Here is a 15,744-nt window from a genome sequence, read left to right on the forward strand (position 1 = left end):
GTTCGGGGCGGTGGCGAATGAGCAGGGCATCGTGGCTCGGGCTGCTGACCGCCGCGCTCCTGGTGGCGTCCGGCGCCACCGTGGTAGACGCTGCCGACGGCCCGACGGGCGGCCGACCGACCGGATCGGCCCTGCTCGGTAGGCCTGGCGCGGGCTCCGCTCACGACCGCCTGGTGCCGGCCGGAACCAGGCCCTTCGCCGGCATCCGCCGGTGGGAGGCCGACCTGAACACGCGGCGCGCGGTCGCCGGTCCGCCTTCGCCGGTAGCCGGAGAACCGGAGCCGAGCCCGCAGGTGTGGAGCGTCGCGCTGCGTGCCGTCGACCGCGCCGGCCAGCCGGCCGTCGACGGACAGTCCGGGTACGCCGTCTACGACCTGCAGACCGCCCGGCAGGTCGCGTTCGGACGGTTCGCCCCGGACACGGTGGTCGAACTGCCGGCCGGCCGGTACGCGGTCCGGGCCACGATCGTGACGCCGGCGTCGGCGGACGGCGCGGAATCGTCGACCATGGCCCTGCGTCCGGAGATCACCGTGGCGGGCCCCGTGGACGTCGTGCTCGACGCCCGCCCGGCCAGACGGGTCACCGTACGGCTCGCCGACGTCGACGCGGTGCCGGTGAGCGCCAGCGTCACGGTCCTGCAGGAGGCGTCCAACGGCCGGTTCGTCAGGCACGAGTTCGGCGACGTGAACTTCGACGACCGTCCCGTCTTCGTGACCCCCACTGCCGGACGGGCCGACACCACCTCGTACGTCTACACCGTGTGGCAGGGCGCGGCGGGTCTGTACAACCTCGTCCACCGCACGGCGGGGCGGGTTCCGGACCGGCTCGACCTCCGGGTCCGCCGCGCCGACCTCGCCGCGGTCCGCACCAGGTACGCGGCGCAGACCACCGAGGCGTGCGGCGGCACCTACATCGGGCCGATCTACCGCAACGGGCCTGCCACGGTGTCGTTCGGCACCAGCTTCGCCCTGCCGACCCGGCGCACGGAGTACTACCTGCCCGACCCGGAGGTCGCCTGGTACACCGAGTTCGCCCAGGCCGCCGACTGCGGGTTCGCGGAACTGGACGTGCAGACGGGCGCACCGCGCACGTACCACCGCGCCGGGGCGTCGGAGGAGATCTGGAACGCCGCCCCGCTGACCCCGGCGGTCGCCGGACCCACAGGCGAGCCGCTGGCGACGCGGGACGGCGACGTGGTGACGGCGCGGGTGCCGCTCTACTCCGACACGCAACGCCGCCGCGTCGACTTCGGCGGCCCGTACGTCGGGGTCACCGGGAGCCTGGCCCTCACCGCCGCCGACATGACGCCGTGTGTGTCCGCGACGTTCGAGCCGTTGAGCTGCGTGGTGCCGCCGGGCACGCGCGACTTCCGGCTGACCGCCTCGGCGCGACGCGACGTACCGTGGTCGGCGTTGAGCACCCGGAGCGAGACGACGTGGATGTTCCGCACCGGCACCGGCACCGGCCGCCTGCCGCTCATCGGCACCCGCTACGACCTGCGGCTCGACGACCTCAACCGGGCACCGGCCGGGCGCCCGTTCGGGTTCACCGTCGCGACGGACCCGCCGGTACCGGCAGCGACGTTGTCCGCCTCGACCGACGGCGGTGTCACCTGGCGGACCGTTGCGCTGACCCCGAGCCGTGACGGGTGGCGCGCGTTGGTGGCCAACCCGGTGAAGGGCGGCGTGTCACTGCGGTTCACCGCGACCGACTCGTCCGGCTCCACGGTGACCCAGCAGGTGAACGACGCGTACCTGGTCGGCTGACCGGGCGGCATCGGCGACGGATGCTCGGCATCCCGATGATGAGGACCTCCCCGAGCAGATGTGGGCAGGCACACCTGCTCGGGGAGGTCCTCGCGCCCCACCGCCCTGATCGCCTCCTGCGCCTAGCGGGGGTGGGCACGGGCGGCGCCGAACGCGGTCGACGCGGTGATCGACACGGCGCCGAGCAGCACGAGTGCCGCCGCTGCGGTGAGCGCCGCCCACGGGGCACGCTCCACGTACGGCATCGCCTCGGCGAGGATGCGGCCCCACTCCGGCGTGGGCGGTTGGGTGCCGAGGCCGACGAAACCGAGCGAGGCGATGGCCAGCGCGACGCCGGGTAGGCGCAGCATCGCGTGCCGGACCACCGGTGGCAGCACGCCGGGCAGCACGTGGACGAGGAGCACCCGGATCCGGCTCGCCCCCAGCAGCCAGCACGCCTGCACGTACCCGCTGGCCAGTTCCTCCCGGACGAGGGCGGCCACGTGCAGGGCGAGCGGTGCCCACGCGGTCGCCGCCACCGCCACCGCCGCTCCCCCGGTGCTCGGACCGAACGCCGCCGCGGTGATCAGCCCGACCAGCACCGGCGGCACCGCGTTGGCCAACTCGGCCGCGCCCTGCGTCAGCCGTGGCAGCAGGCCGGCCGCCACCCCCAGCGCGAACGCGACCGCGCTGACCGCGACGGCGACACCCACGGTACGCAGAGCGCCGTGCGCGAGCCGGGCGAGCAGATCACGGCCGAGCGCGTCGCGGCCCAACGCGGCGTCCCACGACGGCGAGGCGAGCCGCAGGCCGGTGTCCACCTGGGTGGGGTCACGCAGCAGCCCAGCCAGCACCGCTGCCAGCAGCAGCCCGCCGAGGACGCCGGGGACCAGCCAGACCCGGCGGCCCGGCTGCCCGGGTTCCGGCGGCGGTGGCTGGAGCCCGGCGGCGTCCAGCGCCGGCCCCACGACCAGCCGCTGTGCCGTGGTGGCGAGGATGCTCGCCACCACGGCGAGCACGGCCAGGGCGAGCACCGCGCCCTGGACCACCGGCAGGTCCTGGGCCGCGGCGGCGCCGAGCGCGAGCCGGCCCAGGCCGGGGATGGCGAACAGCTGCTCGATCGCGACAGCGCCGCCGGTCAGCCCCACCACGACGATGGTGAGCTGCGGGAACAGCGCCGGCAGGCTACGGCGCAGCACCCCGTACGCGATGGTGCGCCGGGGCAGACCACTGGTGGTCCAGGTACGCACCCACGACTCCCGGAACGCGCCCGGGATCGCGTCGTCGGCCAATCGGCCGAGCAGCCCACCGGCCGGGATCCCGAGCGCGAGGGCCGGCAGCGCCACGTGCTGCGGACCGGACCAGCCGTACGGCTCCGCCCACCCCAGCCACACCGCCACGATCAGCAGCAACGCGGTCCCGAGGAGGAACTCCGGTGTCGACGTGAGCGCCGCACCCAGCGCACCACCGCGCCGGGTGGTGCCGCCGCGCCACAGCCCGCGCAGCACCAGCAGTGCGGCGACGACCAGCGCCACGGCCAGGGCCGCGCCCATCAGGGCCAGCGACACGCCGAGCGCGGACCAGACGCCGGGCGCCACCGGCGCACCGGTCACCCACGAGGTGCCGAGGTCGCCGCGGGGCACGCCGGCCAGCCACCGGCCGAACAGCACCAGTGGCCCGTCGTCGAGCCGCAACTTCTCCCGGATCGCTGCCAGCGCGACCGGGTCGGGGACGCTCTCGCCGTACTGGGCGCGCAGGATGCTGCGGGCCGGGTCACGCCCGGACAGCCACGGCAGCGCACCGACCAGGGCGAGGAGGGCGGCCAGCGCGACCACCCGCGAGCACACTGCCAGGAGCAGGCCGTTGGCGCGGGTCATTCGGTACGGCGGGTGGTGAGGCCGACCAGCAACCGCTCCCGCGGGTCGAACAGGGCGTCGACCACTCCCGGGGCGTTGCCCTGTGCCACCCGCTCGTGCAGCATCGGCACCGCGGCGTCGGTCTCCAGCACCGCCTTCTCGGCGGCCAGGATCAGGGCCCGCCGCTTGCTCAGGTCGCCTTCCACGGAAGCCGCCCTGATCGCCTGGTCCACGGCCGGGTCGCAGAGCTGCGCGATGTTGAACCCGCCTTCGCAGGTGAAGTCGCTGGCGAGGTACGCGACCGGGTCACCGGAGTCGAGCGTGGTGGCGCGGGACAGGATGAAGGCGTCGAACTGCCCGGCCAGCGCGTCGGCTTCGATGTGGGCGTACTCGCGCACCACCTGCTCGACCACGAAGCCGACTGCTTCGAGCTGCTGGGCGACGGTCGCGGCGACCTCGGGCAGTTCCGGGCGGTCGCTGAAGGTGGCCAGCACGATCTTCTTGCCGGTCGCGGGTCCGGCCGGCCGTTCGGTGCGTGCCGGCCGCTGCGCGGCCCACGGCAGCGCCGGTCCGAGCAGGCCGCGGGCGGCGTCGGCGTTGCCTTCGTACACGCCGGAGACCAGCGGGTCGCGCTGCACGGCGGCGCGGGCCGCGGCCCGGACGGCGGGGTCGGCGAAGGGTCCCTTGCGGCTGTTGAGGTAGATGGTGTTGGTGCGGGGCATCGACACGGTGCGGTACCGCTGCTTGTCCAGCACCGCCAGCTGGGACGCCGGTACGGCTTCGACGATGTCGGCGGTGCCGGTGCGCAGGGCGGCGGTCCGGGCGGTGCCGTCGGGTACGAACGAGACGTCGATGCCGGTCGAGGCGGCCTGGCCTCCCCAGTACTCGGCGTAGCGGTCCAGCTTGGCGCCCTGCGTGCCGTCCAGCCGGGTCAGTACGAACGGGCCGGTGCCGGCCCGGAGCGGGTTCACGGCGTCTGCCTGGTACGCCGCCGCGGCCAGGATTGACAGCTGCGGGCTGGACAGACGCTGCGGCAGCAGTGGGTCCGGTGCCGCGGTCCGGACGACGACCGCTCCGTTCTCCGCTTCGGCGGACAGCTCGACCCCGTCCAGGATTCGCGGCTTGGGTCGTGCCGCGCCCGCCCGCCGCAGTACGTCGACGACCCGGGCGGCGTCCAGCGTCGTACCGTCGTGGAACCGCACCGCCTCCCGCAGCGTGAACCGCCAGGTGGTGCCGTCGACCTGGGACCACGCGGTGGCAAGTCCCGGCTGGGGCGCACCGCCCTCGTCGAGGTTGACCAACGTCTCGGCGATGCCCAGGCGGGAGAGCTTGAACGCATCGTCGCTGAACGGCGACAGCCCGGACCGCGGCGGTAGCAGCATCACCACCCGCAGCCGCCCGTCGTCGGTCCGGTCGGCGACGGCGTCGCCAGCACACCCGGCGGTGAACAGGAGGACGAACACCGACGCGGCAAGTCCGGCACGTCGGGCGGCTGAGGCAGTAATCATGGCCGGGAGGTTATTGAGACCGGTTTTCATTCCTTGAAGAGGGGATGCCGAATGTAAGCCTCTTCACATCGCAGCAGGTCACAGTCCTCTGGGGCCGCGGCTTGCCGGCAAGCTTCCGGCGGCACCCGGCGAGTTCCTTCCTCGGCCGCAGGTTGAGACCTGCCTCACCCGCGGAAGCTTTGGTAAGGCTATCCTTATAAGCTCCCGCACCATGCGCACCACGTTCCGTCCCCTCCTCGCGGCGCTCGCCGTCACCCCGCTGCTGGCCGGCTGTTTCGCCACCGGCGAAGGCGGCTCGTCCCAGGAGGCCAGCGCCGGTCGGCTCCGGGTCGCCCTCGCGGTCCCGCCGGCGCAGGCCCTCTCCCCCTACAGCAACGACGCCACCGTGCTGAGCAAGCTCTCCGTGGCCGAAGGACTCACCGCGCTCGGCGAGGACGGGGCCGCCGCCCCGGCGCTGGCCAGCTCCTGGATGAGGAAGGACGCCACCACCTGGGTCTTCGAGCTGCGCAAAGCCACCTTCCAGGACGGCACCGAGTTCACCGCCGAGTCCGTCGTCAACGCGCTCGACCACGCCAACGCGGCCAAGACCAAGCCCCGCGTGCTCAGCGACGTGACGTTGACCGCCACGGCCGACGACGCCGACACCGTCACGATCAGCACGAAGAACCCCGATCCAGTGCTCCCGCTGCGACTCGCCAGTCCCGCACTGGCCATCCTCTCCGCCAAGGCGTACGCGGCGGACGCGACGGTCAGCCCGGTCGGCACCGGAACCGGCCCCTTCCGGATCACCAAGCTGACCGGGAAGACCGAGGTGACCCTGGACCGCTTCGACGGCTACTGGGGCGGCCGGGCCAAGGCGGCCGGCATCGACGTGACCTGGATCGCCGACGGCACCGCCCGGGCCAACGCGCTGCGCTCCGGCGAGGTCGACATCGCCGAATGGATCCCCACCGCCCAGGCGAAACTGCTGGACCCCGCGACCCGCCACGAGGTGCCCTCGGTGCGGACCGACAGCCTGATCCTCAACACCCGCGGCGGCGTCTTCGCCGACCCGGCGCTGCGGGGTGCCGCCCGCCAGGCGGTGAACGGCTCCGCCCTCGTCGACTCGGTCTTCGGCGGGTACGCCGACCCGGCGCAGGGTCTGTTCGGGCCCGCCGTGGCCTGGGCGGCCGGCAAGCGGGTCGAGGTGACCGGCCGCGCGCAGGCCGCCACCCCCGCCCAGGTCCGCTCGAAGACCAGGGGCCGGACGGTACGCCTGGCCACGTACACCAACCGGGCCGAGCTGCCCGAGGCCGCCAGCGTCCTGCAGCAGCAACTGGAGAAGGCCGGGTTCACGGTCCGGCAGGACGTCCGCGAGTACACCCAGATGGAGGCCGACCTGCTCGCCGGCCGGTACGACGCGCTCGTCTTCTCCCGGGTGACGCTCCTGGACACCGGCGACGCCGTCGCGTACCTCGCCAGCGACTTCACCAGCACCGGCGTCTACAACATCGCCGGGCTGAAGGACGCCAAGGTCGACCAGGCCATCGCCACGGCCGCGACGGAAGCCGACAGCGCGAAGCGGCAGCAGGACATCATGCGGGCCGAGGCGGAGATCCTGCGCACCGACGCCGTCGTGCCGCTGGTCCACGAGAAGGTGGTGCAGGGCGTCAGCCCGGACGTCGAGGGGGTGCTCCTCGACCCCCGCGAACGTTCGCTGATCGACATCGACACCCACCTGAAGTAGTCGATGAGCACCGCCACGTTGACTGCCGTCGACGCCCGCGCGGACCGGTGGCGCGCGGGCGTCGGCCGGGTCGTCGCCGGGGCCGCCCTGCTGGCGGCGGTCGCCCTGCTGCCCTGGCTGTCGGGGACGGACCCCGCACGGGCCGTCCTGCGCGCCCGTTCCGCCGACCAGGATCCCACCCCCGCCCAACTGGCCGCCGTCCGCGAGCAGTTGGGCCTGGACCAGGGCCCGGTCCGGCATCTCGCGACCTGGCTGGCCGGGCTGCCGCGCGGCGACGCGGGCACCTCCTGGGTCTCGGGTGAACCGGTCCTGCCCCAGGTGGCGACCGCGTTGGGGGTGTCCGTCACGGTGATGCTCGGCGCGCTCGTGGTGACCATCGTGGTGGCCGCGCTGGTCAGCGCCCGCACCCTGTTCCTCGGGTCCCGGCGGCGGCTGCGGCGGGGGCGCGCGGGCACCGGGGCGGCCGTGCTCGCCGCGCTGCCCAAGTTCCTCCTGGCCGCGCTGCTCGCCACCCTGTTCGGGGTGTGGCTGGGCTGGTTCCCGTCCAGCGGCTGGACCGGTCCGGAGTCGATGGTGCTGCCCGCGCTCGCTCTCGGCGTACCCTCCGGGGCGATGATCGGCGGTCTGCTCGACCAGGCGCTGCCCGCCGCCCTCAACGAGCCCTGGGTGCGGACCTGGCACGGTTGCGGATTCCCGCCCGGCTACCTCGCCCGGCACGCGCTACGGCGCACCCTGTCCGGGGTGCTCCCCCAACTCCTGCCGACCGTCGTCGCCCTCGTCGGCGGCGCGGTCGCGGTGGAGAAGATCTTCAACATCCCGGGGCTCGGCCGGCTCGCCCTGGACGCCGCCGTGGCGCAGGACCTTCCGCCGCTACAGACCGCGACCCTGGTCCTCGTCCTGCTCGGCGTCGCCGCCGGCCTGCTCATCCAGGCCCTGCGCCGGGCCCTGCTCGGCCCCGCCCTGCGCGACGGAGCCCTACCCGCCCTGCACGCGCCGACCCTGGCGCGCTCACGGGCCACCGGATGGGTCCTCGGATGCTGCGGGCTCGCCCTGCTCACGCTGGTCGTGGCCGGGCTGCTGCGCGATCCCCTACAGGTGGACACCGCGGCCCGGCTGCTGCCGCCGTCGGCCGCGCACCCGTTGGGCACCGACGCGCTCGGCCGTGATCTGCTGGCCCGCCTGGGCCACGGCGCGGTGCGTACGACCGCCGTGGCCGTCGCGGTAACGGCGATCAGCATCGTCGTCGGGCTGCTGCTGGCCACCGCTGGCAAGGTGAGCGCCGGCCTGACCGAGGTGCTGTCGACCCTGCCGGCCGTCCTCGTCGGCCTGCTCACCACCGCGATCACCGGACCGTCGGTGTGGGGTGCCGCCGGCGCGGTGTGCCTGGTGGCCTGGACCCCGTACGCCGCCCAGGCCGCGGCACTGCTGGAGCAGGAACGGGCGAGCGGACACCTGCACGCGGCGATCGCGCTCGGCGCCGGCCCGGCGCACCTGCTGCGCCGCCACCTGCTGCCCGCGGTGCTGCCCGCCGTGCTGCGCAACGCCCTGCTGCGGCTGCCCACCACGGTCCTCGTGCTGGCCTCGCTCGGCTTCCTCGGTCTCGGCGAGCAGCCGCCCACCCCGGAGTGGGGCCGCCTGCTGGTGGAGAACCAGCCGTACGCGGAACTGGCGCCCTGGACCGTACTCGGCCCGGCCGGCGCGCTCGTGCTGCTCTCCGTACTCGCCGTGTCCGGGGTGGCCTCGGGACGCCGGGCATCCCAGGCCGGGTAGAGGCCGTCGCGGCTTTGGCCGCGGGCGGCTTGCGGCAGATCGTGGCTTCTCCCGTCCGGGGCTCGGGGGCGGAGAGCGGGCTCCAGGTCGCGACGCATGCACACGCGGGGCCATCGGTCCAGTCCGTGTGCGGCCTCGCGGGTGCGGATGGCCCGTAGACCTGGGGTGAGGTCGCTGTCGTCGAGCGTGACGAACCCGAGCCGCGTGTAGTACGGGCCGTTCCACGGCACGTCGACGAACGTGGTGAGGGTCAGGGCCGGCACGCCGGTCGCCCTCGCGTGGTCCGCGAGATGGTCGAGCAGCCATCGCCCCACCCCACGGCGGGCGCGGCGGGGATGGACCGACACCTGCTCGATGTGCAGGTTGCCGTCGACCACGTCGGCGATGAGGTAACCGGCGGCCACGTCCATGACGTCAGTGGCGACCCAGGCGCGTCCCGCCTCGTGATAGCCGGCGAGCACGTCGAGGGACAGGGGCTCGTCCTCGGCTATCTGTGGCATGCCGATGTCGCGAAAGCATGCTCCGGCGGCACGCTCGATGTCCTGCAGGACGGGCAGCTCGGTCTGACGGACCGCTCGGATGCGCATCGCGCCATTGTCGCCGGCAGGATCAGGGGTGCTCGCGATACTTACCTACCCCGTACCCGGGCGCCCACTCCGTGTTACGCGAACAGGCCGGCGGCCCGGCACCGGTGCTTCCGGTGCCGGGCCGCCGCCCGGTGAGGGGGACCTGCGCTCAGCTGTTGCTGCTGGCCAGTGCGGCGATCTCGGACGCCGACAGGGCCGTCCGGTAGATCCGGAAGTTGTCGACCTCGCCGGAGAAGTACGGGTCCGCCGGGTACAGCGACTTGCCGATGTACCCGCCGAAGCCCTTCGTCGGGTCGAACAGGTCCGCCCCTTGGATGCCGATTCCGGCTGCCGTGGCGATCGCGGTGCCGTTGAGATACACCGTCATGGTCCTGCTGACCGCGTCGATGGTCACCGCGACGTGCTGCCAACTGTCACCCGGCAACGCCGCGTTGTGCACCAGGGAGTACTCGCCCCGGTTGCCGTCTGTGGTGACCGCCGTGCGCAGCAGTCCGGCGTTGTTACGCGGTGTGGTGAACAGATACCGGGTGGTGTCCGCTCCCAGCGCGCAGATCCACTGGTTGATCGTGGTCGAGGCGTTCCACTTCACCCAGTACGACACGGTGGTGCTGCCGACCCCGTTGAGCACGCCGTTGGGGATGGTGACGTACGGCGCCGTGCTGGAGTTGCTGGCGCCACCGGCCATCTTGAACGAGCCGCCCTGCACACCGGTGCCCCACGCCGGGGTCCGGTTGTACGTGCCGTTGAAGCCACGCCCCGACGAGTCCTGGACGACGGTGCCGCTGCTCTCGTCGAACTTGTAGTGCAGCAGCAGGTGCGACACCGGCTGGGACTGCACGGTCACCGTCGCGGTGACCCGCAGGTTGGCGTTGCCGATCGGGGTGCCCTGCACGGTGAACGTGCCGACCTGCGCGTACGCCGAGGCCGGCACCGCGTCCCAGGTCACCTGGGTCGCGCCGGTCGAGCCGTCGGCGAGGGTCGCCGGGACCGTGGCCGGCAGGACCGGCGCCTGGTTGACCCCGGTGGTCGCCGACACGTTCTGCGCGCTCACCGCCGCCTGGTTCGGCTGGTACGCGCTCAGCAGGCGGTTGTACTCGGCCGCCGTCACCGGCAGCACCGTGCCGTGACGCGGTTTGCCGGGCATCGAGTAGTTGGTCGACATCGTCCAGTTCCCGGAGGTGGGGTCGGTGGACTCGAACGGAACGTAGCCCCGGTCGACGAACTCGTCGATGAACAGGTACCACTTGTCCTCGGTGTTCGACTTGAACACCAGCGGCCCCTCGCCCGCCTTGATCGACGGCCGGCCGATGCAGTCCTTGACGAAGTCCCAGCTCAGGTTGCGCAGCGTGGTCGACTTCTGCTCGATGATGTACTTGCTGCACGGCGTGGACGAGGTGTTGTTGCGCTCGTCCTTGGTGAACCGGTAGTAGCTGCCGTTGTGCTTGAGCACGGTCGAGTCGATCACCGAGTAGCCCGGGTCCACCCAGATCTTCGGCTCGCTGAAGGTGTAGAAGTCGCGGGTGGTCGCGTACATCATCTTGTTGTAGGTGTTCGCGGTGTGGTTCGGGTCGCTCTCGGCGTAGAGCTTCGAGGCCCAGATGACCACGTACGCGCCGATCGTGTCGTCCCAGTACGCCTCCGGCGCCCAGGTGTTGCCCGCGGTGTCCGGCGAGATTTTCACCAGCCGGGGCGGGCTCCAGTTCACCAGGTCGGTCGACTCCCAGACCAGGATCGACTTGCTGCCGGTGCGCTGCGCGGCGTCCCAGTTGGTGCTGCCGATCCTCAGGTCGGTGGCGATCTGGTAGAACTTGTCGCCCTCCGGCGAGCGGACGATGTACGGGTCCCGGGCGCCCTTCTCGCCAAGGGCGGAGACCAGCACCGGGTTGCCGTTGTTCAACTGCCGGTAGTTGAGCGGGTCGTTGCCCTCGCTGAGCCCGAAGTAGACCTGCTCGGTCGGGGCGAAGTAGCTGAACAGGTAGCCCTTGAACGGCTCGACGGCGGGCCGCGGGGGCACCGTGGCGGTGAAGGTCCGGGTGGAGATCGCCGCGTTCTTCGTCACCGTCGCGGTCAACGTCACCGTGGCGCTCGCCGCGCCGGTGGCCGGCCGGTTGACCTCGCCGGTGGTGGTGATGACCTGCGGGTTGCTCGACGACCAGCTCACCGTGGTGCCGTCGGCGCCGGTGGTGGGCAGGGTCAGGTTTCCGCGTACGTCGTTGATGTTGCGGACGACGAGCGCCGCCGCGGCGGCGTCCGCGGTCTGCTGGTCGGCGGACTGGGCGACCTGCGCCACCTCGGCCGCGCTCAGGGCCCGGTTGTAGACGCGGAAGTCGCGCATCTTGCCCTTGAAGAGCTTGTCGGCCGAGTACAGCGAGCGGCCGATGTAGTCGGCGGTGGTGGTGCCGTTGCCGATGGAGCCGGGGGTGAGTGTCACGGAGGTGTTGCGGCCGACCTCCACGCCGTCCTCGTACAGGACGCCGGTGGTGCCGGTCTGGGTGTACGTGACGTGCTTCCACACGCCACGGGCCAGGTTGCGCGAGGGCGACGGCCGGGTGCTCTGCTCCCCCACCCAGTACGAGTTGGAGATCGCGGTACGGAAGTCGTCACCGGTGGTGAACAGGTAGCCGTTGCCCCGGGCTCCGCTGACGTTGCCGAACCCGTACAGGAAGTACGGCGCGCCCTGGGTGGTGTCGACGAAGACGTTGAACGCGACGCTGATCGAGTTCAACCCCGCCATGATGTTGTTCGGCGCCTGGATGTACGTGCTGCTGCCGTCGAAGGCCAGCCCCTCGGTGCCGCCCCACGTGGCGGTGCCGTTGACCGTGCCGTTTCGGCCGTTGCCGGAGGAGTCGACGGCGACCGTGCCGGAGGTCTCGTCGAGCTTGTACCGCAGCACGAGGCCGTTGGTGACCTCCGCCGCCTGTGCCGGTGCGGTGGCGACCAGCCCGCCGGCGACCAGAGCCAGGGACAGGGCGGCACGAAGACCGGCGACGCGGCGTCGGCGCGGGGTGGCGATGGCGCTGACGGGCAGAAGACGGGAACCGACCCGCCGATGCGATGTTAGCGCTAACAATCTGGGGAGCATATCGCCCCTTCTCTAGGACGAGCAGGGATGCCGCGCCGAGGCGGGGCACACCGTCGCGTGGCGCCGCCCCCCAGCGGCCGCCACGGTGCCTCGCCTCTGTGACGCAGTGGTTGCGAGAGTGTTAACCACCACATCTGCCCACGTCAAGGGGCTGGTAGTAACCCGCGCGGCCCTTCCCCGGCTCGTTGGTGTGTCCGAGCAGCAGCGGGGAAGTCACCCGCGCGGACCACCGGCCACCATGAGCCAGGAAGGAAGTGCGTCGTGCCCCGCTCACTGCCCGAGCAGGTCGTGGTCATCACCGGCGCGTCGTCCGGGATCGGCCGGGAGACCGCACTGCTGCTCGCCGAGCAGCACGCCACGGTGGTGCTGGCCGCCCGGAACACCGCGGCGCTGGACACCCTGTACGACGAGGTGACCCGCCTCGGCGGCACCGCCCTGGTCTGCCCCACCGACGTCGCCGAATGGGACCAGGTGCGCCGGCTCGCCACCACCGCCGTACGGCGGTTCGGGCGGATCGACACCTGGGTCAACTGCGCGGCCACCTCCCTCTACGGCCCCGTCCACCGCCTGACGTCCGAGGAGATCACCCGGGCGATCCAGGTGATCCTGCTCGGGCAGGTGTACGGGATGAAGGCTGCCCTCGACCAGATGCGCGCCCAGGGCCAGGGCGGCATCGTCAACGTGGCCAGCGGCCTGTCCGTGCAGGCGGTGCCGCTCCAGGCGGCGTACGTGGCCGCCAAGCAGGGCGTCCTCGGCTTCGCCGAGTCGCTGCGGATGGAACTGCGCCACGAGGGCAGCCCGATCACCGTCAGCACCCTGCTGCCGTCATCGGTCAACACCCCGCTGTTCCAGCACGCCCGGTCCAGGCTCGGGGTGCTGCCGCAGCCGATCCCACCGATCTACCACCCCCGGGTGGTCGCCGAGGCGGTGCGGCACGCCATCGTTCACCCGCAGCCACGGATGCTGGTCGGGGGCGGCGCGAAACTGCTCGAACTGGTCCACCGGGCGGCACCCCGACTGGCCGGGACCCTGCTGCTCACGGCCGGCCGGGTGGTGGACAAACAACACTCCGGCCGCCCGGACGACGGTGTCGACAACCTGTTCGCCCCCAGCGTCGGCCCCGGCGACACCGACGGGGCGTTCGGGCAACGCGTCAAGTCCACCAGCCTCTACACCACGCTCCTCGAACAGCATCCGCACCGCCTGCGCGCCCTGGCCGCCGGCGCCACGGTGCTCGCCGTGACCGCCCTGCGCCGGCGAGGACGGTGACCGGCGTGGAGCTACGCACCCGCCCCCACCAGCGGTTCGTCTACCGAGCGCAGACCATGCTGGTCACCAACCCGCTCGGGCTGGTGACCGGCGAGGGCGCCGAGGGCCTGTACGTCCACAACAGCCGCCTGCTGTCCCGGCTCACCTGGAGCATCGACGGACACCCGGTGGCGCCGTTCGCGGTCAGCGACGTCGGCCCCGACGCCATGCTGTCCTACGCCGAGGCGCCCGACGCCACCGCCCGTCACGAGAACGACGTCTACCGCGAGGCCAGCGCCGTCCACCTCGAACTCGCGGCGTTCCTCGACAACGGCCTGCGGCTGCGCGCCGACATCGTCAACCACAGCCACCACGACCGGTCGCTGACCCTCGGGCTGCACCTGGCGGCGGACTTCAGCGGCCCCGCCGAGGCCGACGACGGCCACCCGCAGCGCCTCGGCGGTACCGCCGTCGAGTGGGATCCGGCGCGTCGGCAGGTCCGGTTTCGCCTCGACCACCCGTACCTGAAACGTGCCGTACGGGTGCGGCTGGAGACCGAGGCGGACAGCGACTGGCGCGACGACGCCCTGCTGGTGTCGCTGTCGGTGCCCGCACGAGACCGCCGCCGGGTGGAGATCAGCGTGGCCGGAATCCTGGACGGCCGGGAGCACACCCCCGGCCCGGGGCGGTTCACCGTCGGCCCGCCGGCCGACGTCGTCGCCGAACGCCTCGGCGACGACCTGCCCGAGTTGCGGGTCGCCGACCCCGGTGTGCAGCGGACCTGGGACACCGCGATCCAGGATCTGGCCAGTCTGCCCCTCGGTCGGCCGCAGGGACCGACGGCGCTGGTCGCCGGAATCCCGCTGTACGACCAGTTCTTCGGCCGTGACACGCTGACCACCGGCTGGCAGGCCCTGCTCGCCCTGCGCAGCCCGCTGCGCGACGCGCTGCGGGCCAACGCCGCCCTTCAGGGCACCCGGATCGACGACTGGCGCGACGAGGAACCCGGTGCCATGATCCACCAGGCCGGTGACCCGCCCTCCTCGGTGCTCGGCGAGGACCCGTTCGACCGCTACTACGGCGACTACGCCACGCCCGTGGACTACGTCGCGATGCTGGGGCAGTACCACGCGTGGACCGGGGACACCGCCACCGCGCTCGAACTGCTTCCCGCGGCGCGACGCGCCCTGACCTGGCTGGACCGCTACGGTGACCTCGACCGCGACGGGCTGCTCGAATACCGGCAACGCGCCCCGCGGGGAGTGCGCCACCAGGGCTGGAAGGACGCCCCGGACGCCATCGTGGACGCCGACGGCCGCGAACAGAAGGACCCGATCGCCACCTGCGAGTTGCAGGCCTACTGGTACGGCGCGCTGCGCAACATCGTCCCCGTCCTCGTCGCCGCCGGCGACCGGGTCCACGCCGTCCGGCTGCTGGGCCAGGCCGCCCGCCTGCGGCGGCGCATCAACCAGCAGCTCTGGCTCGACGACCTCGACGGGTACGCCCTCGGGCTGGGCCCGGACGGCCAACTGCTGCGGGTCGTGTCGAGCAACGCCGGACACCTGCTGCTCGCCGCCGTCGCCACCGGGCAGCAGGGGCAACGGGTGGCGCGGCGGCTCATGCGACCCGACATGTTCTCCGGTTGGGGCATCCGCACCCTGAGCACCGACAATCCCGCCTACCACCCGTTCAGCTACCACCTCGGCAGCGTCTGGGCCGTCGAGCAGGCGAGCATCGCCGCCGGCTTCAGCCGCTACGGTTGCTGGCCGGAGCTGCACCGCCTCGCCCGTGGCTTCTTCGACCTCGCCGAACTGTTCCCCGCCCACCGTGTCCCGGAGGCCGTCGGTGGGCTGGCCCGCGACGCGGACCACCCGCATCCGGGCGTCTACCCGAAGGCCAACGCCCCACAGTCCTGGTCCGCCAGCGCCGTGGTGCTGATGGTCCAGGCACTGCTCAGCCTGCGCCCGTTCGCCCCCGCCCACCTGCTGCTGCTCGACCCCCACCTGCCCGACTGGCTGCCCGAGCTGCGTCTGCGCGGGCTGCGCGTGGGCGACGCCGTGGTCGACCTGCACGTCTGGCGGCACCGGGACCGTACCCGGTGGCGGCACCGGGTACGTCAGGGCCACCTGTTCGTGCGGCAGAGCCCGTCCCTGCGCGACCCCCGCGCCCGCCTCGGTCGCGGCCTGGCGCGGCTGCTGCCCGGGTGACCCGACGGGGCGGGG

Annotated in this window: 8 protein-coding genes and 1 pseudogene; 5 read left to right on the forward strand and 4 right to left on the reverse strand. The window is 72.8% G+C overall.

What is annotated here, in order from left to right:
- Positions 1–1,766 (forward strand): hypothetical protein (locus E1182_RS07565; RefSeq protein WP_207921308.1); only part of this gene is annotated, 1,766 nt, incomplete at its 5' end.
- 122 nt (positions 1,767–1,888) lie between these two features.
- On the opposite strand, the gene E1182_RS07570 is transcribed toward E1182_RS07565, so the two are convergent.
- A complete protein-coding gene (locus E1182_RS07570) occupies positions 1,889–3,622 on the reverse strand; it encodes an ABC transporter permease subunit (RefSeq protein WP_132262395.1) in 1,734 nt (577 codons plus the stop codon).
- The gene (locus tag E1182_RS07575) at positions 3,619–5,109 is read right to left on the reverse strand and encodes an ABC transporter substrate-binding protein (protein WP_132262397.1); all 1,491 of its coding nucleotides are present in this window, start codon (positions 5,107–5,109) and stop codon (positions 3,619–3,621) included. Before E1182_RS07575 ends, E1182_RS07570 begins: the two co-directional genes overlap by 4 nt.
- A 211-nt stretch (positions 5,110–5,320) precedes the next feature.
- On the opposite strand from E1182_RS07575, the gene E1182_RS07580 reads away from it, so the two are divergent.
- Positions 5,321–6,835: an ABC transporter substrate-binding protein gene (locus E1182_RS07580; RefSeq protein ID WP_132262400.1), complete on the forward strand. Its 1,515-nt coding sequence runs from the start codon at positions 5,321–5,323 to the stop codon at positions 6,833–6,835.
- A gap of 3 nt (positions 6,836–6,838) precedes the next feature.
- On the forward strand, positions 6,839–8,605 hold the full coding sequence (locus E1182_RS07585; protein WP_132262402.1) for an ABC transporter permease subunit: 1,767 nt from the start codon (positions 6,839–6,841) through the stop codon (positions 8,603–8,605).
- A gap of 248 nt (positions 8,606–8,853) precedes the next feature.
- On the opposite strand, the pseudogene E1182_RS31990 reads toward E1182_RS07585, so the two are convergent.
- Positions 8,854–9,192, reverse strand: a pseudogene (locus tag E1182_RS31990) (GNAT family N-acetyltransferase); the annotation flags it as partial.
- Positions 9,193–9,340: 148 nt separating this feature from the next.
- Positions 9,341–12,262, reverse strand: a complete 2,922-nt coding sequence (locus E1182_RS07595; RefSeq protein ID WP_207921309.1) for a LamG-like jellyroll fold domain-containing protein — start codon at positions 12,260–12,262, stop codon at positions 9,341–9,343.
- A gap of 273 nt (positions 12,263–12,535) precedes the next feature.
- Between E1182_RS07595 and E1182_RS07600 the strand changes: the two genes are divergently transcribed.
- Both E1182_RS07600 and E1182_RS07605 read left to right on the forward strand, forming a co-directional pair.
- Complete coding sequence (locus E1182_RS07600) at positions 12,536–13,543, forward strand: SDR family oxidoreductase (RefSeq protein ID WP_132262406.1); 1,008 nt, start codon at positions 12,536–12,538, stop codon at positions 13,541–13,543.
- A gap of 5 nt (positions 13,544–13,548) precedes the next feature.
- Positions 13,549–15,729, forward strand: a complete 2,181-nt coding sequence (locus E1182_RS07605) for a glycogen debranching N-terminal domain-containing protein (RefSeq protein ID WP_132262408.1) — start codon at positions 13,549–13,551, stop codon at positions 15,727–15,729.
- The last annotated feature ends 15 nt before the right edge of the window (positions 15,730–15,744 follow it).

Source organism: Micromonospora sp. KC721 (assembly GCF_004348355.1).
In the GTDB taxonomy this organism is placed as follows: Bacteria; Actinomycetota; Actinomycetes; order Mycobacteriales; family Micromonosporaceae; genus Micromonospora.